The organism is Olsenella kribbiana, assembly GCF_036408795.1.
GTDB lineage: Bacteria > Actinomycetota > Coriobacteriia > Coriobacteriales > Atopobiaceae > Olsenella_L > Olsenella_L kribbiana.
This window is the reverse complement of record NZ_JAZGJP010000013.1, coordinates 39728-57935: the sequence shown is the minus strand read 5'-3', so window position 1 is coordinate 57935 and position 18208 is coordinate 39728. Positions and strand designations below refer to the sequence as shown.

Sequence of the window (18208 nt, the reverse complement as noted above, 5' to 3'; positions counted from 1 at the left end):
CACGGAATCTGCACACCGTTCCGGCAGGAAGGAGGCCGTGCACAGGCAGCTGCATCCGTTCGGCTAGCTGCAGGAATCCTGACCTGCCCCCGGAGTGTACGGATGACAGGTGAAATCAACCCGCCTCTGCGGAAGCGTCGGGGCGGGTGACGGAGAGCACGGCCTTCACGTCGTCTGCCAGGGGACGGAGACGTGCCGAGCCCTCGTCGGCGAGCTCGGTCCCCCGGCCATGCGCTTGTGGAGGAGCAGGAGCGTCGCTATCTGTTGGAGTCGCGGGTTTCTCATGCGCGAGGAGCGTGACCGCTTCGAAAACCCCGCCTCGCGGAGAGCGGCCGTGAGCTCGCTTGGCGCCGGCCTCGCAACGTGGCCGTTGGTTCCGAGCCCGTTGATGATGGCGGCCGAGTGGGCACAGGCGTTGCGGACATCCCTGGCCTTTTTGAGCATGTAGTGCTCGTCGAGCATCGCCGCGTCGTCCCAGCGGCTTGCGCAGTAGCGGTACACGTCCGCGACAGTGCCGAAGGAGGAGAGCTCGAGCAGCACCCATATCGGCATCTCCCCGGCATAGTGCCTCTGGAGGTCGCCTGAGTACTCGTCGCGCCGGAGCCTCGATATCTCTGCCTCCCTCCGGGAACGCTCGGAGGGGGAGAGCGCCGCCATGTAGTCGCGCACGATGGAGTGGCCATCTTCGGAAGGCCGCCTCGCCACCTCGTCGAGCACCCGCGCCTTCGCGAGGTGCTCCGCGTCGAGCGCGAGCGGAAGGAGTGCCGCCCTGAGCTCTCGGTCGAGCCGCTCCAGGTCTACCAGGTCGCAGAAGTCGAGGTTCGCGTACTCGCCGTCGTGCGCCCCTCCGACGCGCCTGGGAAAGAGCGTCCGGTACGCGTACGCTGAAAAGAGGTACGACTCCCGCGAGAGGTAGCGCATGGCGTCTGCCTCGTCCATCCGCTCGAACGTGACCCCCTTGCCCCTGAGGAAGGCTATCTGCCCCTCGGGGTCGAGCTTCGGCTTCCCGTCCTTGTTCTGTTGGCCCATTTCCAAACCCGCCCATCTGGTCGTCCTGCGGCTGGCGATGCCTGATTCTGCGGCCTACGAGAGTCCCGCGGACATGATCCTGCCCATGAGGTCCATGCTCACCTTCTTGCTGTCGGCGAGTGCATCCGCGTAGACGTTGAGGGTCATCGCGGCGTTGGAGTGGCCGAGGATGGCGCTCACGGTCTTCACGTCCACGCCCGACGGGACTGCGAACCGCCCCCATCCGCACCAACGCACATTCGCCAGTCCCGTCACCGCGAGGCGCCGGAATCTCACCGCCGGCATGTTCGAGTGCGTCGTCCACGAGCGCAGACGGCTGAGCGCCTCCACCGCCGACGGAATCATCCCGCTTGCGGGGTCGGATGGGCAGTCTTTGCTACCCACCAGAAGCTTCAGAGAGCCCTTTTTCTGTGCACGGTTAAGGCAGCGGCACGGCAGAATGGATAGCGCAGACGGCTCCCGTGGCAGCGGGAATTTGACCGCTCCTTTGACTGCTGTAAGGTTTGGAGAGTGGCCGCTATCCGCTCAGGCAAAGGACGGCTCTTTTCCGCTTCGTCCGGTGTGGCAGCCCACCCAGAGTCCGATTGTCATTGCTGCGAACAGGACGGACGCGAAACCGAAAAGCTCCTCGTAGGCAGCCATATGTCGCCCCACTCTCGCGATTGGAGCGACACGAGTGCCCTTGCACTGCATATACAGCTTTTGAAGAACAATTGTTCTAAGAACAATTGTACGTCTTGCAGAGATGCCTGTGCAAGAGTGCAGGGACATTTCTGGATCTGGGGCTCTGCCTGCCCGGCTTTCTGTCAGACGGGTGCGCGCGTATACTGGACTGAGCACATACCCTCCCTCCAGGAGACCAGATGGAATCGCTCTACAGAAAATACCGGCCCCTGACCTTCCAGGATGTCGTCGGACAGAAGCATGTGGTATCGACGCTCGAGCACGCCGTGCTCGAAGGCAGGGTCTCTCATGCCTATCTCTTCTGCGGCCCCAGAGGCACCGGCAAGACGACGATGGCAAGGATCTTGGCCAAGGCCCTCATGTGCGAGAAGGGGCCAGGCCAGCTACCCGATGGCACATGCGAGCAGTGCCGCCTCATCGCGGCAGGGGAGCACCCGGATGTCTATGAGCTCGATGCGGCAAGCCGCACGGGCGTGGACAACGTGCGCGAGGAGATCATCAACCGTGTGAGCTTCGCGCCTTCCATGGGCTCCTACAAGGTCTACATCATCGACGAGGTCCACATGCTCACGACGGCAGCCTTCAATGCGCTGCTGAAGACGCTCGAAGAGCCGCCTGAGCATGTCGTATTCATCCTCTGCACGACCGACCCCCAGAAGATTCCGCAGACGATCCTCTCGCGTGTCCAGCGCTTCGACTTCCACGCTATCTCTGCAGACGACATCAAGGCGCATCTGGCCGATGTCTGTGCGAAGGAGGGCTTCGAGGCAGAAGATGAGGGCCTGGCCCTCATCGCCGCCCATGCCAGAGGCGGCATGAGAGACGCTCTGGGAACCCTGGAGCAGATTGCCGTCTTTTCGGACAACAGGATCACGCTCCAGGCGGTCAGAAGCGCCCTCGGCGAGGTCCAGAGCCAGACGCTTGCCAATATCGTCTCTGCCATCGCCCGCCGCGATGTGGCAGAGCTCATGAACGAGACAGCGGCACTCGTGGATGCCGGACGCGATCTCCTGCAGTTCACGCGCGAGCTTGCCGCCCATGTGCGCGATGTCTACGTCGTCTCTGTCGCTGGGGCAGACCCCAAGCTTGTCCCCGCTGCGGCAGGAGATGTGACAAAGCTTCAGGAGGAGGCAGATGCTTTCGGCACGCCTGACAGGCTGGCACGTGTGCTCTCTCTTCTGGGAGATACCTCCTCGGAGATGCGCACGGCGCCGAATCAGCGCCTCGTGCTCGAGATTGCCTTCACGAAGATGGCAAGGCCGCAATCGGATCTCACGCTCGAGTCCCTGGCAGAGCGCGTGCATAACCTCGAAGAGCAGATCGCAGCGCTCACTGCCCCTGGTGTGGTCATGGCATCGCCGGCTCCTGTGCCGGTGAGCTCGAGAGTCGTGGCAGAGCCCGCTGCAGCACCTGTACCTGAGTCTTCCGCCCCAGCTGTCCAGGCAGCTCCTGCACCGGTTCCGGTACAGGCGCCTGCGCAACCATCAGCTCCTGCTCCGGCACCTGCCTACACGCCAGCTCCTGCTCCGAGGACGGCAGCTCCGGCACCGGCTCCTGCAGCAGCCCCTCAGGCACGTCCGCAGGCAGCGGCTCCGACCGCTCCTGTGCAGGACGCAGCGCGTCTCCAGCGCATGTGGAAGCAGGTCCAGGACAGCCTCCGGAAGAAGGACCCTGCCCGCGCCTCGCTTCTGGCTTCGAGCCATGCGGTCGCAGACGACGGCGAGAGCCTCACGATCGAGTTTCCGAAGGGCTCCTCGTTCTCGCTCCATATGCTGGCCAGGGGAGACGTCGACTCCATCGTCCGTCCTGCCATCATTGCGGTCTTCGGCCCTCGCTATCCGAACTATGTGGAGGCGAAGAGCTCGAAGCCGAAGGCACGTGCCGCCGCGCCACGTGCTCCTCAGCCACCCGTGCAGCAGGCGCCGGTGGCGGCAGCGCCCGCTCCGGCCCCCGCTCCAGTCCAGGCACCGGCACCACAGCCGCAGGCAGCGCCTGCACCGGCTGCGGCAGCGCCAGTGCCTGCTCCCGTACCTGAGCCTCAGCCGGCAGCTGCACCTGAGCCCATGCCGTGGGACGAGCCGCCAGCAGATGAGCAGGTGCCCTATAGCGATGCAGACGTGGCGGGATATGCAGAAGAGGCACCGGTGGCAGCGCCGGCCCCTGCTCCTGCGCCGAAGCCCGCACCCGCACCTGCACCGGCGCCAGCGGCAGCTCCTGCAAAGGAAGCTGCCTCGAGCGGATTTCCTGTGAGCGATGAGGCAGAGCCCCAGAAAGGCACGCCTCTCAAGGAGACCGAGGGTATACCAAAGGACATTGCCGACATGCTCGAGTCGGTCTTCGGCCCCGGCATCAATGTCGTGGTCGAGCCTTCCCCTGACGAGGAGGAAGTCGAAGACGACGATGCAGATACCGGCATCGAGGAAGCCGCAGACGATGCGGACGACGAAGACGAATAGATAGAGTCACTGAAGACAGGAAAGGCACCGCGATGGCAAAGCGCAATCTCGATATGAATGCAATCATGCAGCAGGCTCGTGCAATGCAGGAGCAGCTTGCATCCGCAGAGGAGGGCCTGAAGGACAAGGAAGTCACCGCCACCGCAGGCGGTGGCACCGTGAAGGTCGTGGCAACGGGCGACATGAAGCTCAAGTCGATCGAGATCGCGCCTTCGGCTCTCGATCCCGAGGACGTGGACCTGCTCCAGGACATGATCCTTGCTGCTGTGAACGATGCGCTCGACTCTGCCCAGTCTGCAGCATCCTCCGAGCTTGGCTCCATCACGGGCGGCCTCAACATCCCGGGACTCTTCTAGGATGGCGGAAAGGACGGAGCATGCCCTGCAGCGGCTTCTGGACGAGCTGGGACGCCTTCCTGGCATCGGCCCGAAGTCGGCGCAGCGCATTGCCTACTATCTCCTCGAAGCGGATGCGAAGGAAGCAGAGCGCCTCGCCGATGCCATCCTCGACGTGAAGCGCGAGGTGCACTTCTGCCCGATCTGCTTCAACTATGCGACAGGGGATACCTGCGACATCTGCGCAGATTCGACGCGCACCCGCTCAGAGGTCTGCGTCGTGGCAGAGCCGCGCGACGTCGAGGCGATAGAGCGCACGGGAAGCTATCACGGCCTCTACCATGTGCTTGGTGGCGTCATTAGTCCTATGGACAAGATAGGACCCGCGCAGCTCCATGTGCGCGAGCTCATGGCTCGCCTCGCGGACGGAGAGATCCAGGAGGTCATCCTGGCCACGAGCCCCAATGTCGAAGGCGAGACGACAGCCTCCTATCTGAGCCGCCAGATAAAGCCTCTCGGCATCACGGTGAGCCGCCTTGCAAGCGGCCTTCCTGTGGGCGGAGACCTCGAATACGCAGACGAAGTGACGCTTGGCCATGCAATAGAGGAGAGGCGCGTCCTCTAGGCTTAGAAGGTTGTGCGGACCTCGCGCTTTATTGGACGGGGCAGCATGAGCCCCCGCTGCTTGGCAGAAAATGTAGACAGGATGCCTGTGTCCATCCGGGTGCAGGCATGAAACCTGAAACGAGGAGGCAGAGAAGTGCCTTTCGACAATCAGAAGCATGCACCCCGCCATGCCGCACGGCATGCGCAGGGAGGATTCGGCCCCGATGTGACGGGCTACGCATCCTCGACGTCCCCCTATTCTGCAGGACGTCCGATGGTAGGGGAGGACCCGGTTGCAGGCGAGGGAGACGCACCCCGCCCCATCGGTGTCGACCCTGAGGAGACCGGTGCCTTCCAGAAGCTCTCGAGCGGCGAGGGCGCAGTCCTCACGTCGAGGGACAACGCCGAGGAGGCAGCAGCCGCTGCCCGCTCGCACATGATGCGCAAGGCGAGGAAGGGAAATGTCCGTCTCGAGGGCAGGAACCGTCCGAAGGTCAAAAGCACGGCTCCGCGCATGCAGACGAACAAGAAGCTCTTCATCGGCATCGCGATTGCCGCAGCTGTCGTCGTCATTGCAATGATCGTCATCTTCAACAATGCGCTCTCCTCGACGACGCAGACGCAGACGGGCGAGGATGCCCAGACGCAGCAGGAAGAGCAGCAGGTAGCCTCGAACGACACGATGACATACCACGACGCGTCGTATGGCCTCATGGAGCAGGGAGGCGGCTGGGTGCTTGCGAAGCTCGATGGCTCCGGCAACTACAGCTGGACGGTCGTTCAGCTCTCCGGAACTCCGGTCTCGCTCATCCTCTATCAGGGCGCCTTCATCATCCCCGAGAACCTCGATGGCACCTGGGATGTCATTGCCTATGTGCCGGCTGACGGCTCTGTTGCCTCTGCCGTCGTGGACTCTGACGGCAACCCTGTGGGCGGCTCGGGCCAGATCGCCGAGGCTGTGCTCGACGGGTCGAATCTTGATGTGACGACGGATTCTGGTACCGTTCAGGTCAGCCTCATGTAACGACAATTCCTCCACAAGTCATTCTGTCAGGGCTCTGAGCTGCGGAAATGTAGCGCAGAGCCCTTCTCATATCCAGAAGAAGGTGCCTTTGGGAAAGTTTTTCAAATTGGGGCTTGCCTTCGATGCTCGATTTCGCGTAATATAGCTCTCGCACCGAACGGGGTATTAGCTCAGCTGGTTAGAGCGCCGGCCTGTCACGTCGGAGGTCGCGGGTTCGAGCCCCGCATATCCCGCCATTGCACCTTCAGGGCTCCTTCGGGAGCCCTTTTTCGTATGCAGAGAAGTTTCTGCCGGAAGCCAAGATGCTCTGAAAGCTGCCGGCGGCAGGAGGGCATAAACAGGGCGGGTTCTGGTCTCGGTGTGCCAGGACGAAGGTGGAAGGGATCTTGCATGGGGGAAGCCCCGAAAGAGGACAAGAAGCGTGTCCAGCTGGCCGTCTTCGACTACGATGGCACGTGCATCGACGGACAGTCCGGTGCCCTGTTCTCGCTCTATCTCTTCAGGCATAACTATCTCGGAGTGGCCACAGGCCTGCGCCTTGGCTGGTGGGGTGCCCGCTACAAGCTCCATCTGCCCTATCGCCAGGATGAGGCTCGCGAGGTCATCTTCTCTGCCCTTTCCCACTACAGCCCTGAAGAGATCCGCCAGATCATGGTGGACTTCCACAACGAGGTGCTGATAAAGCGCTACCGCAAGGAAGCCATCGCCGAGGTCGCAAAAAGGAAGCGCGAAGGCTGCGTCACGGTGCTCGTCTCTGCGACGTTCGAGGTCATAGCCCTCTGCGCCCAGGAAGTGCTCGGCACGGACGCCGTCATTGCGACGAAGATGGAAGTGGACCCTGAGGGCAACTACACCGGCAGGGTCGAAGGAGACGTCACCCAGGGCTCGGAGAAGCCCCGTGCCGTCAAGGAATGGGCAGATGGTGCCTTCGGACCGGGCAACTGGGAAGTCGCCTATGCCTACGGCGACCACTTCTCCGACTACGCGATGCTCAAGACTGCAAAGCATGGCTATGCGGTCACGCCCGGCCAGACGCTCGAGCGGGCTGCAAAGCGTGAAGGCTTCCCGATTCTGGAGTGGAAATAGGGAAGAGTGCTCCCTGATTGCAGTATGGCAAAAACAGATGCTGCGCAATTTGTGACAATTGCCCACATGACGCATGAATATCGCTATCCTTCTGACCAGTGATACTGAGCTGGCAGAGCGTGGAGGGCACGTTGGATATCTCGAGAAAGACCGATTACGCATTGCGGATGATGGCGGCACTCGTGCGTGACCCCGATACGGTGCTGTCGGTCAGGACCGCTGCCGAAGAGAACAGCATCCCCTATTCCTTCGCCCGTTCCATCCAGCACGATCTGGCAGAGGCCGGCATCATCGCAAGCACGCGCGGTGCGCATGGCGGCATGAGCCTCGCAGTGGACCCAGAGACCGTGACGCTTCTGGACATTGTCCAGGCAGTGCAGGGCCCCATGATGCTCACAGCCTGCGATGTCTGCGGCGAGGGCCAGACGCCCTGCCCGAGGAAGCCCTTCTGCCCCTTCAATCCCATCTGGTGCGGTGCACAGACGCTCTTGGAGGCCTATCTCTCCTCGTTCTCCCTGAAGGAGGCTGCGCTCGGCGCAGATCCTGCCAAGACACGAGAGCTCATCTCCGACCTCAATGCCTTCATGGAGAAGCGCGCGGCAGAGAAGAAGGATGCTGCAAGCGGCGAAGCTGAGTGATGAGAGGCTCTGTCACAGACGAGGAGCTCGGATCTTTCCGGCATCTCGTGCTCGAGCAGGGGCGCATCCTCTGGCGCGACCTTCCTTGGCGGGAGACCAGAGACCCGTATGCGATATGGATCTCCGAGGTCATGCTCCAGCAGACACAGGTTCAGCGTGTGCTTGGCCGCTGGGAAAGGTGGCTTGAGCGTTTTCCTGATGTGGAGTCCTTGGCTCAGGTGCCCACGGCAGATGTCCTCCAGGAGTGGCAGGGCATGGGCTACAACAGGCGTGCCCTGGCGCTGCATGAGGCAGCACAGAAGATCTCCGAGCTTGGCTCCTTTCCGACAGACGCAAAGGAGCTGGTTGCCCTTCCAGGAATCGGCCCCACGACAGCAGCAGGCATCCGTGCTTTTGCCTTCGACCTTCCAGGCATCTATCTCGATACGAATGTCCGCACGGTCTTCCTGCATGAGCTCTTCCCGGATGATACAGCGGTGCCTGACAAGGCAATAGCGCCTCTCGTCGAGAGGTGCTGCCCCAAGACGGCAGAAGACCCCACAGACGATCCGAGGACCTGGTACTATGCCCTCCTCGATTTCGGGGCCTATCTCAAGCGTGTAGCGCCGAACCCCTCCAGAAGGTCTGCCTCCCATACGAAGCAGTCGAAGTTCGAGGGATCGCATCGCCAGAAGAGGGCTGCCCTCCTTCGCCTTGTCCTTGCCGCAGGGGATGCCGGCATCACGGCCGAGGAGGCTGCGCGTTCGCTCTCTTCCCAGGAAGAGGTGCAGGGGCGTGCCCCTGTCAGCCAGGAGATGGCAGAGTCGATTCTCGATGACCTCAGAAATGAGGGATTCTGTCGAAAAACTCTTGCAAGATACCGTGCTTAATGGGTATAAGAATCAATAAGTATGCGGAGAGGGCCAGCAAGGGGCTGGCAAAGCATGCATGATTGAGAGGGGAAACCCATGGCTGTCGATTTCGAGAATTCCGAGACAAAGAAGAATCTTGAGACTGCCTTCGCTGGCGAGTCCCAGGCAAGCATCAAGTACTCCTACTATGCATCCCAGGCCAAGAAGGACGGCTATGTCCAGATCTCCGACATCTTCACCGAGACGTCGGGCAACGAGCGCGAGCATGCAAAGCTCTGGTTCAAGTATCTGCACGGCGGAGCCATGCCGGACACCGATACGAACCTCAAGGATGCTGCTGCAGGCGAGCACTACGAGTGGACCGATATGTACAAGGGCTTCGCTGAGAAGGCCGACGAAGAGGGCTTCAAGGAGATTGCAGCCAAGTTCCGCATGGTCGGCGCTATCGAGAAGCATCATGAGGAGCGCTACAACAAGCTCGAGGAGCATGTCGCAGCAGGCGACGTCTTCAGCCGTCCGGGCGTGAAGGTCTGGAAGTGCCTGAACTGCGGACACCTCCATGTCGGCCCTGAGGCTCCGAAGGTCTGCCCGGTCTGCAACCACCCGCAGTCCTACTTCCAGGAGGAAGTCGTCAACTACTAGACCAGATGGGGGCAGCCTCAAGGCTGCATGATATCTGAGCGATGCTCTGGTCCCGTGCGCACTAGGCTGCGTGCGGGACCATTCTTATGGGCAGATTCGCAGCTGCTGCAGTGCTTGCAGGCAGGTCTGAGGCACCGCCGTGACCTTTGTGCAGGATGTGTGGGCGCCTATCCCATGTGGATGGGGCCAGACGAGAAGGAAAGCTCTTCCAGAACACATTTTTTCAGGCCTGAGATGTCCCTTTTGACTATATATGCGCAGATAAATCAGGTGATCTATTCTAGAGATAGCTACGGGGTGGATACAGGTATAACTCCGAGGGGTTTGCTAGGGAATGGCTTGCGCTAACATGCAGCGCATGGAAAAGACGACGACATATCGGATGCGCTGCATGCAGGGGCCCGGGCTCTTGTGATGTGCCTTCAGACGAAGGCATAGGGTACCGGGCGCAGATGTATCGCTGAAGAAAAAGACACGCGCTCCGGCGCCACAAGGAAAGGCACAAGACCATGGCATTCGAACTCGACCCCACGTTCGCACAGGACCCCGAGAAGCACTTCGACACCCTTCAGGTACACGCAGGCTGGGCACCCGATCCCGTGACCGGCTCTGCAGCACTCCCGATCTACGCATCTGCCGCATTCCAGTTCGACGACGCAGCTGACGGCGCAGCAAAGTTCGCTCTTGCCAAGCCCGGCAATGTCTACGGCCGCCTCACGAACACGACGACCGACGCCGTCGCAGCCCGTGTCGCTGCCATCGAGGGCGGCACCGGCGCTGTGGCTGTCGCTTCCGGCCACGCAGCAGAGATCCTCGCACTCACGAACCTCGTCGGTGCAGGCGACCACATCGTCGCATCCGACTCCCTCTACGGCGGCACCTGGAACATCTTCCTGCACACGCTCGGCGACCTCGGCGTCGAGACCACGTTCGTCGAGAACAACGATATCGACGCCTTCGTCGCAGCCACGAAGGAGAACACGAAGCTCTGGTACGTCGAGACCATCGGCAACCCGCTCGTCGACGTCGCTGATGTCCCCGCCATCGTCGAGGCAGCAAATTCCCTGCCGTCTCCGGTGCCTGTCTTTGTCGACAACACGTTCGCAACGCCCTACCTCTATCGTCCTGCAGAGGATGGTGCCGCTGTCGTCATCGAGTCCCTCACGAAGTGGATTGGCGGCCATGGCGCCACGCTTGGCGGCGCTGTCATCGACACCGGCAAGTATAACTGGAAGGCTCAGGCAGACAAGTTCCCGACCATCGCAGGTCCCGATCCTTCCTACCACGGCGTCGTCTTCGCAGATGCAGCACCGGCTGCGCCGTTCTCGACCCGCGTCCTTGCCAACAAGCTCCGCGACTTCGGTCCGACCCTTTCCCCGTACGCCGCACAGCTCATCGGTATCGGCATCGAGACTCTGTCCCTGCGCGTCCAGCGCCACTCCGACAACGCTCTTGCTGTCGCCAAGTTCCTCGAGAACCACCCGAAGGTCTCCTGGGTCCGCTACTCCGGACTCGAGAACGATCCGTCGCATGAGGTGGCAAGCCGCATCCTCAAGCACGGCTTCGGCGGCGTCGTCGTCTTCGGCGTCAAGGGCGGCCGCGAGGCAGGCCTCTCTGTCGTGAACAACGTGAAGCTCTTCACGCACCTCGCCAATGTCGGCGATGCGAAGTCCCTCATCATCCACCCGGCATCCACGACCCACTCCCAGCTCACGCCTGAGCAGCTCAAGGCAGCACACCTCTCCGAGGACCTCATCCGCCTCTCTGTCGGCATCGAGGACGTCGACGATATCATCGCCGACCTCGACCAGGCTCTCGCTCGCGTGTAACGGTACTAGCTCCACCAAAGCAGATTCTCCCTCCCCTTTGACTCGGATTGGCCCCGCAGGTGTATCAGGCATCTGCGGGGCCTCTTCTATGTGGATGGGGGATATGATGGGGGAGCTCATGCAAGCTGGCGCATATGCCAGAGAAGGGATGGATGATGGGAAAGCTTTGCGAGTACTGCCTGCCAGGGCTTCTTGTGGAGGACCACTCGATTGAGGTGCCGCTCGACTGGCGGGGGACATCGCCTGCAGAGCTGGCAGGTGCCAGCACGGACGATATGACCCTCCTGGCGCGCGAGAGCGCCAAGGAGACGCCCGATCCGGCCTTTGCGGGGAAATCCATCTCTCTCTTCTACCGCATCGTCAGAAGCCCCGAGAAGGGCTCTGAGCACCTGCCGCTCATCGTCTATCTCCAGGGCGGCCCGGGAGGGGCAGAGCCGCGTCCCCTGAACCCGTATACGGACGGGTGGATGGCAGAGGCGATCAAGCACTTCCGGATCGTGCTTCCTGACCAGCGAGGAACCGGCCGCTCCTCCCGCGTCGAGGGTTCTGTCATCAGCCGCATCGGGGAGGAAGCCAAGGCAGAAGGGGCAGACCCGGCAAGGCGCCAGGCAGACTTCTTGAAGCGCTTCTTGGCTGACTCCATCATCCGCGACTTCGAGTATCTGAGACTCTCCGAGTTCGGAGGCGCCAAGTGGGTGACGCTCGGGCAGAGCTATGGAGGCTTTCTGACCATGGCAAACCTCTCGACCTTCCCGGAAGGGGTGGCAGCAGCCTTCACCTGCGGCGGCATCCCCCATATCCCGGCAGATGCAGCGGATGTCTATGCCCACACGTTCCCGCGCATGGTGAAGAAGACCAAGGGGTTCTACGAGCGCTATCCGGAAGACGAGAAGAGGGTGGCACTCGTCGCAGACCGCCTTTCCGCAGGAGACGTCACGCTTCCTGATGGCTCGCCCTTCTCTGTCCGCCGCCTCCAGCTCATAGGGGCAGGTCTCGGCATGAAGCCGGCACCCGAGCGCCTCCACAACCTCTTCGACACTGCCTTCGTGGCAGGGGACGGGTCTGCAGAGGCAGCGCTTGCAGCTGCTGGCGGAGATCCCTCCAAGGTGGAGCTCTCGGATGGCTTCAAGCATGCGGTCATGGACATGACAGCATCGCCTTCGAATCCGCTCTACTGGACGCTCCAGGAGTTCATCTACGCAGATGGAAAGATGGAAAAGCCCATCGAGTGGGCAGCAGCTCAGGAGGCAGCTGGAAGGCCCGAATTCGATCCTTCCGCCCGTCCTCTGATGCTCTTTGCCGAGGCCATGTTCGGCTGGATGTTCGACGAGGATCCGGCACTCATCCCGTTCCGTCCTGCCATGGATCTTCTGATGGAAGATACCGAGTTCGGACGTCTCTATGACCAGGAACAGCTCAAGCGCAATACGGTGCCTCTCCAGGCTGCCGTCTACTTCGATGATGCCTATGTGGACTCGGGACTCCAGCTCGATACGCTTTCCCGTGTGGGAGCGTCCCATGCCTGGGTCACGAACGAGTTCGAGCATGACGGGCTGCACGGAGACAAGGTGTTCGCGCATCTTCTGGCAGAGGCCCAGAACAGGGGAGACCTCAAGGACGTGCTCCGCTAGAACCAGATCGCGGAAACCTTTGACATGGGTGCTGTCTTGCTCTGCATGCCTCTAAATGCTGCATCAGTACGAATCTACTGCAAACACTGAAAACAGCGTTTGCAGTATGGCGTAGCGCCGGAGGAACACATGCGGAGCTGCGAGACAGCGAGATTCCGGTAGAATAGGACGCCTCGGATGCCATGCAGAGTCTGCTTATCCAAATATGAAAGCACAGCTGCTACCTGCGGAAACATGAGCTTTATGCGTTCAAGGCAATCAAGAGGACAGCCGAGAAGAATCTGGTTTGAGCGGTAGTTCGCAGCAGCATAGCCGGACTGCGAACTACTGCGAACTACTGCGAACTACTGCGAACTACTGCGAACTGCGTAGCGTGTAGTACTGCGAAGGGTCTTTCTTGCTGGTTCCATGCCAAACGACAATGTCCTTCCCCTCTAGGCTCCTCAATATGCGGCTTGCAGTGGTTCTGCTCCTTTCAAGATACTCCGCCAGCTCGCCTACTCGTACGCGTCCATTGCCGTACAGATACTGCACGGCAGCAATCTCGTATTCGCTGAGTCCATCCATTGCGTCTTGACCAAGCTGTTCTGCAAGTGCGTCGGTCTGGCGCAGCCTGCGGGATGTGATGCTGTTCTCGAGCGTCAGTCGCATCGAGATGCCATCGGGCTCTTCGAAAATCGGTTCATGAAGGAATGAAGCCGCCATATCGTCGTAGATACGCTGCACGCCCTCATTGAGCTCGCGCACCCAGCCGAACTCTACGAGGGTGCGTGCAATCTTTGGGTTTCGGGACCATCTGCGGTTCCTCATGTTTTCCAGGGTAACGATGTTGGGAAGCTTGCCAGGGCTTGTGATCACGAGCCTGTCGTCGTACATCATGACCCGGATATAGTCTCCCGACATCGCGTAGTCGCGGTGCGTCACGGCGTTGACAAGACCTTCGAACCAGGCAAATTCCGGATACTCCGGCACCACCTTGAACTTGCCGTCGTCGCCGAGGTACTGGAATTCCCTGAGCTGGGAAGAGATCATCGCCTTTGCATCCTCGATGGTCTTAGGAAGCGGTCCGTCGAAGGTGCGGTCCTTCACGATATTCATGCGGCTTCCGGTCCTCAGCTCGGTGCCTTCGATGCGCAGGAAACGGACACGGGCGCAGGGGATGAACTGAGTAGGGTTGCGGGAGAAGAGCAGCACGCCTGCATTGGTCAGATGTCCATCGGCCAGCATGCCTCGGCTGCGCAGTATCTGTTCAGTCCCGGCATCAGTTCCGAGCTTGGCGCGATAGCGGTCCATGACCTCTTCGTCCACGTCGTCGATGCTTGAATAGTCGCAGACCTCATCTTCGTATCTGCGCTGGTTCTTGTCGTATTCGAGAGCAAGGACCTGCTCGCGGTCAAGACGTACGCTCCTGTCTTGCTGTCTCAGAAATACCTCGCCGTCACTGCGGCGCGTGATTACACGGTTGGTGGAAGCCTCGATATCCAGAACAAGGATGAAGTCGTCCTCCCCCTGGCTGTTCCTGACAGGAATCCTCTCCATATGTACGTCGGGTACAGGGCTGCAGGTGACAAGGGGAGCCTGTTCGAACGATTCGATATCGTGAGCTCCGCTTCTCTTGAATCCCGTGATTTCGCCGTCATCCTCGATGCCGATGACGAGCTTTCCTCCCGAGGCATTGGCAAAAGCAGAGAGATGCTTGGCGATCTCCTTCTCGTCCTTGCGGGCACTCTTGCGGTCGAAGTACTGGTTCTCGGCAGATGTGGCAAAGACTTCCGGGTCGTTGGTATCGAAGGGCTGCTGCATGAGGGGCCTCCTATCATCAAATCGATTCTAAGCTACCAGTACGACATGATTGCAAGGGGCAGATCTGCTGCATCTAGGCGGCTGCCAACACGAATGAAGGCTGCGAAGAGAGCAGCCAGCATCGCATCGTGCCTGAAACAAACAGACGCTCTTTGCAGCAGGGGTTCTCCCTGCCGCAGCGCACTCCTGATCTCATCCGGTCGGTGGGGACATTGCTGTATCTCCCGGAAGGGAAGAGGAGCTGGAATGGCTTCGCTAGACGGTGGCTGCTCTGCTCTCTGTTTGCTGCTCTGAACGAAAACGTTATCGCATTTTTATTTATATAATCTGATATTTAGTTGTTAGATGTATAGATGAATGAAAATATCCATTAAGAAATTGTTCAACTTATCATTGTTTCTAATAGGGAACAACAACTTGTCTCATGAATATGATTCGCTAGAAGCCAGACAATGGCAGAAATGAAATCCTATCTGTTTGATAGGAGCATCATGGAAGCGATATTATGCCTGGCCACGAGAAAATATGGCTATTCGGACTGAAAAATGTATCATTCGTATCTGAAACTGAAAATTCCGATACTTTCTTGCTGAATGCCGCTTGAATGAACTTGTACTGAGTAATAGAATCCAGTGGTGTCAGTGCTGTCAAGCCTGATATACAGTAACATGAATATTACTAATTCAGTCCCGGGAGGCCTGAGCGTTCTGATGAGCAGATTGCTTGCGAACAGAGCGAATAGACGCACGAACCCCGCAAAAACCGTTCGGGGGGGGGTCGCTCCAAGCGCGGCCTCTGGCATCTCACCCGAGACTGATCTTTCAAAGCTGACAAGGCTCCAGATCCTGGAGCTCCTGAAAGACGCTATTGCAGGAAACGAGCGCCTCAAGAAGGAGCTTGCGGAGACCAAGAAGCAGCTTGAAGACAAGCGCATCGCGATAGACGACTCAGAGTCTTTGGCCGAGGCATCGCTTCGTCTCGCAGGCGTCTTTGCCGCTGCGCAGCATGCTATCGATCTCTATGGCTACAACGTTTCCGTTGAGAGGGCTGGTAGCGCTTCCGGCGATGGCTCTGAAGATGTGGATGCAGAAAGCGCTGCTGCGCAGCCAGAGCCTGGGGATTCAGATGATCTCTCCTCTTCCGAGGAGGCGATTGCCTGATGAGCGATGTGCAGAGAGCAGCAGACGAGAAGACGGTGCAGACGCTTCCGACCGTAGAGGCGGTGGAAGCAGAGCTCGCACGCACCGAGTCGCAGATCGGCCGCCATACGCTCCACCGCAATATCGCCTTCGCGCTGGCGGCTGCCTTTGCAGCGGCAGTGCTTCTCTCCCTCTATGCATTCCCGATGTTTCGTATCTACGGGGAATCGATGACGCCGACGCTCAATGAGGGCGATATCGTCATCTCCACGAAGCCTGGCGGCTATGCCACAGGCGACATCGTGGCCTTCTCCTTCAACAACAAGATCCTGACGAAGCGGGTCATAGCGACACCGGGCGATTGGGTCGATATCGATAGTGACGGCAACGTCTCCGTGAACGGACAGGAGCTCGATGAGTCCTATCTGCCCGATGGGGCAAAGAGCTTGGGGCAGTGCGACATAAGCCTTCCCTACCAGGTACCCGAGAGCAAGTATTTCGTCATGGGAGACAGACGTTCCGTCTCTGTCGACTCGCGCCTCCAGCAGGTGGGATGCATTCCCTCAGAGCAGATTGTGGGAAAGCTGGCCCTCCGCATCTGGCCGATACCTGCCTTCGGCTTTCTCCAATAGCTGATTTCCTGCGTGTACATCACCACTGAGATCGGCTCGTCGGATAAGCAGGAGTGGATATGTCCAACTTTCACAGCAAACAGAGGCAGGATCCAGACCCATGATGTCAGGTCTGAGATTTCCCATCACGGCATGAAGCCCCTTGCGAGGGGCTCTGCATAGAGCAAGTAAAAGCAAGAAGAAGGAAGGGTTCAATGAGAAAGACTAAGGATCTGCTCAAGAGCGCCCTGTCTGCCATCCTGGCAGTCGCCATGGCGCTCGTGCTGGTGCCGGCCAATGCGCTGGCAGCAGACGGCTACACGCTGACGCTCACGGGCACCACGACGGGCCACACCTACGAGGCATACCAGATCTTCAAGGGCGACCTCTCGGGAAGCACGCTTTCCAATGTGGATTGGGGCTCCGGCATCGACTCCACCAAGACCGGCCAGCTGATTGCCGCCCTCAAGACAGACGACACCCTCAAGGCCACCTTCGGCAGCGTGACCGATGCGGCATCCGTCGCCGAGGCTCTCTCGAACGCTAAGGACGACGACGCTGTCGCCCAGGCATTCGCGACGGTCGTGAGCCAGTACCTCTCCACCACGAAGACCTCGAAGGACTCCGCTGCCGACAAGACAGAGATCTCCAGCCTGTCTGCTGGCTACTACCTCGTGAAGGACAAGGACAACTCCGTCGACTCCACGAAGAAGGACGCCTACACCCGCTTCATCCTGAAGGTTGTCGCTGACACCTCCGCTGCAGTCAAGTCCAACGTCCCGACCGTCGAGAAGAAGGTCAAGGATACGAACGACTCCACCGGTGAGACCACCGGCTGGCAGGACTCCGCCGACTACGATATCAACGACTGGGTGCCGTATCAGATCACGGGTACCATGCCCTCGAACATCGATGACTACAAGACCTACAAGTACTCCTTCACCGATACCATGTCCAAGGGCCTGACCTACGACAAGAACGATGCTGACCACAAGGCCACCATCAAGATTGGTGATAAGGACGTCACCTCGAGCTTCAAGGAGACCGTTACCGCCAACCAGGATGGCACCACGACTGTCACTTGGGCCTGCGATAATCTCAAGGGTATTGAGGGCGTTACGCTGACCAAGGACTCCAAGGTTATTGTCACTTACTCTGCAAAGCTCAATGACCAGGCTGTCATCGGTTCCGCAGGCAACCCGAACGAGGTCTACCTCACCTTCTCCAACAACCCGAACAAGGGCGGCGAGGGCAACACCGGCAAGACGCCGACCGACAAGAACATCGTCTTCACCTACAAGACTGTCGTGAACAAGGTCGACCAGGACAAGAAGACCCTGGCTGGCGCCGGCTTCACGCTCCAGAAGAAGCAGTCTGACGGCACCTACAAGGACGTCAAGACCTTCACGGCTGGCGACCAGACGACCTTCGAGTTCACCGGCCTCGACGACGGCGACTACAAGCTCATCGAGAGCACGACGCCTGCCGGCTACAACACGATCGCTCCGGTCGAGTTCACGATCTCCGCTACGCATGATGAGAAGGCCGACGACCCGAAGCTCCTCACGCTCTCCGGAGACGTCACCTCCGGCACCGCAGAGTTCACGGCTGATACCAATGCTGGCTCCCTCACGACCGATGTCGTGAACAAGAAGGGCTCTGTCCTCCCGTCCACGGGCGGCATGGGCACGACGATGCTCTATGTCGGCGGCGCAGCACTTGCTGCCATCGCAGCCTTCGGCATCTACCAGCTCCGCAAGAAGGAGAACGAGGACTAGTTCCTCTCACCCCTGACTGAATGTTCCGCGGCAGGCAGGGCTCCTGCCTGCCGCACCCGACCCCGG

16 protein-coding genes and 1 tRNA gene are annotated in these 18208 nt (G+C 60.0%); 14 read left to right on the top strand and 3 right to left on the bottom strand.

Annotated features, from left to right (window positions below; all coding sequences use genetic code 11):
- Positions 1 to 165: 165 nt before the first annotated feature.
- On the bottom strand, positions 166 to 1029 hold the full coding sequence (locus VXJ24_RS08945; RefSeq protein ID WP_330972589.1) for an Abi family protein: 864 nt from the start codon (positions 1027 to 1029) through the stop codon (positions 166 to 168).
- Positions 1030 to 1083: 54 nt separating this feature from the next.
- Positions 1084 to 1224 carry a hypothetical protein gene (locus tag VXJ24_RS08940; RefSeq protein WP_330972588.1) on the bottom strand — a complete coding sequence of 47 codons (141 nt, stop codon included), beginning with the start codon at positions 1222 to 1224 and terminating at the stop codon, positions 1084 to 1086.
- Between the two features lie 668 nt (positions 1225 to 1892).
- On the opposite strand from VXJ24_RS08940, the gene dnaX reads away from it, so the two are divergent.
- From dnaX to VXJ24_RS08885, 11 genes are all read left to right on the top strand, one after another.
- Positions 1893 to 4169: a DNA polymerase III subunit gamma/tau gene (gene dnaX, locus VXJ24_RS08935; RefSeq protein ID WP_330972587.1), complete on the top strand. Its 2277-nt coding sequence runs from the start codon at positions 1893 to 1895 to the stop codon at positions 4167 to 4169.
- 32 nt (positions 4170 to 4201) lie between these two features.
- Positions 4202 to 4525, top strand: coding sequence for a YbaB/EbfC family nucleoid-associated protein (locus VXJ24_RS08930; RefSeq protein WP_330972586.1), 324 nt, complete (start codon positions 4202 to 4204; stop codon positions 4523 to 4525).
- Position 4526: 1 nt separating this feature from the next.
- A complete protein-coding gene (gene recR / locus VXJ24_RS08925; RefSeq protein ID WP_330972585.1) occupies positions 4527 to 5129 on the top strand; it encodes a recombination mediator RecR in 603 nt (200 codons plus the stop codon).
- Positions 5130 to 5264: 135 nt separating this feature from the next.
- Positions 5265 to 6134, top strand: coding sequence for a hypothetical protein (locus VXJ24_RS08920; protein ID WP_330972584.1), 870 nt, complete (start codon positions 5265 to 5267; stop codon positions 6132 to 6134).
- A 159-nt stretch (positions 6135 to 6293) separates the two neighbouring features.
- A tRNA-Asp gene (locus VXJ24_RS08915) sits at positions 6294 to 6370 on the top strand.
- Between the two features lie 154 nt (positions 6371 to 6524).
- Positions 6525 to 7220 carry an HAD family hydrolase gene (locus tag VXJ24_RS08910; RefSeq protein ID WP_330972583.1) on the top strand — a complete coding sequence of 232 codons (696 nt, stop codon included), beginning with the start codon at positions 6525 to 6527 and terminating at the stop codon, positions 7218 to 7220.
- Positions 7221 to 7351: 131 nt separating this feature from the next.
- Positions 7352 to 7858, top strand: coding sequence for an RrF2 family transcriptional regulator (locus VXJ24_RS08905; protein WP_330972582.1), 507 nt, complete (start codon positions 7352 to 7354; stop codon positions 7856 to 7858).
- Positions 7858 to 8727 (top strand): HhH-GPD family protein, encoded by an 870-nt coding sequence (locus tag VXJ24_RS08900; protein WP_330972581.1) that lies wholly within the window; start codon positions 7858 to 7860, stop codon positions 8725 to 8727. The genes VXJ24_RS08905 and VXJ24_RS08900 overlap by 1 nt, the downstream gene beginning before the upstream one ends.
- A gap of 78 nt (positions 8728 to 8805) precedes the next feature.
- Positions 8806 to 9351, top strand: a complete 546-nt coding sequence (gene rbr, locus VXJ24_RS08895) for a rubrerythrin (RefSeq protein ID WP_330972580.1) — start codon at positions 8806 to 8808, stop codon at positions 9349 to 9351.
- Positions 9352 to 9860: 509 nt separating this feature from the next.
- Positions 9861 to 11180 carry an O-acetylhomoserine aminocarboxypropyltransferase/cysteine synthase family protein gene (locus VXJ24_RS08890; RefSeq protein WP_330972579.1) on the top strand — a complete coding sequence of 440 codons (1320 nt, stop codon included), beginning with the start codon at positions 9861 to 9863 and terminating at the stop codon, positions 11178 to 11180.
- 152 nt (positions 11181 to 11332) lie between these two features.
- Positions 11333 to 12811 carry an alpha/beta fold hydrolase gene (locus VXJ24_RS08885; protein ID WP_330972578.1) on the top strand — a complete coding sequence of 493 codons (1479 nt, stop codon included), beginning with the start codon at positions 11333 to 11335 and terminating at the stop codon, positions 12809 to 12811.
- A 354-nt stretch (positions 12812 to 13165) separates the two neighbouring features.
- Here the strand turns inward: VXJ24_RS08885 and VXJ24_RS08880 are convergent, their stop codons facing one another.
- Complete coding sequence (locus VXJ24_RS08880; protein WP_330972577.1) at positions 13166 to 14614, bottom strand: ATP-binding protein; 1449 nt, start codon at positions 14612 to 14614, stop codon at positions 13166 to 13168.
- Positions 14615 to 15249: 635 nt separating this feature from the next.
- Between VXJ24_RS08880 and VXJ24_RS08875 the strand changes: the two genes are divergently transcribed.
- From VXJ24_RS08875 to VXJ24_RS08865, 3 genes are all read left to right on the top strand, one after another.
- Positions 15250 to 15774: a hypothetical protein gene (locus tag VXJ24_RS08875; protein ID WP_330972576.1), complete on the top strand. Its 525-nt coding sequence runs from the start codon at positions 15250 to 15252 to the stop codon at positions 15772 to 15774.
- On the top strand, positions 15774 to 16385 hold the full coding sequence (gene lepB, locus VXJ24_RS08870) for a signal peptidase I (protein ID WP_330972575.1): 612 nt from the start codon (positions 15774 to 15776) through the stop codon (positions 16383 to 16385). The genes VXJ24_RS08875 and lepB overlap by 1 nt, the downstream gene beginning before the upstream one ends.
- Before the next feature lie 194 nt (positions 16386 to 16579).
- Positions 16580 to 18142 (top strand): isopeptide-forming domain-containing fimbrial protein, encoded by a 1563-nt coding sequence (locus VXJ24_RS08865; RefSeq protein WP_330972574.1) that lies wholly within the window; start codon positions 16580 to 16582, stop codon positions 18140 to 18142.
- The last annotated feature ends 66 nt before the right edge of the window (positions 18143 to 18208 follow it).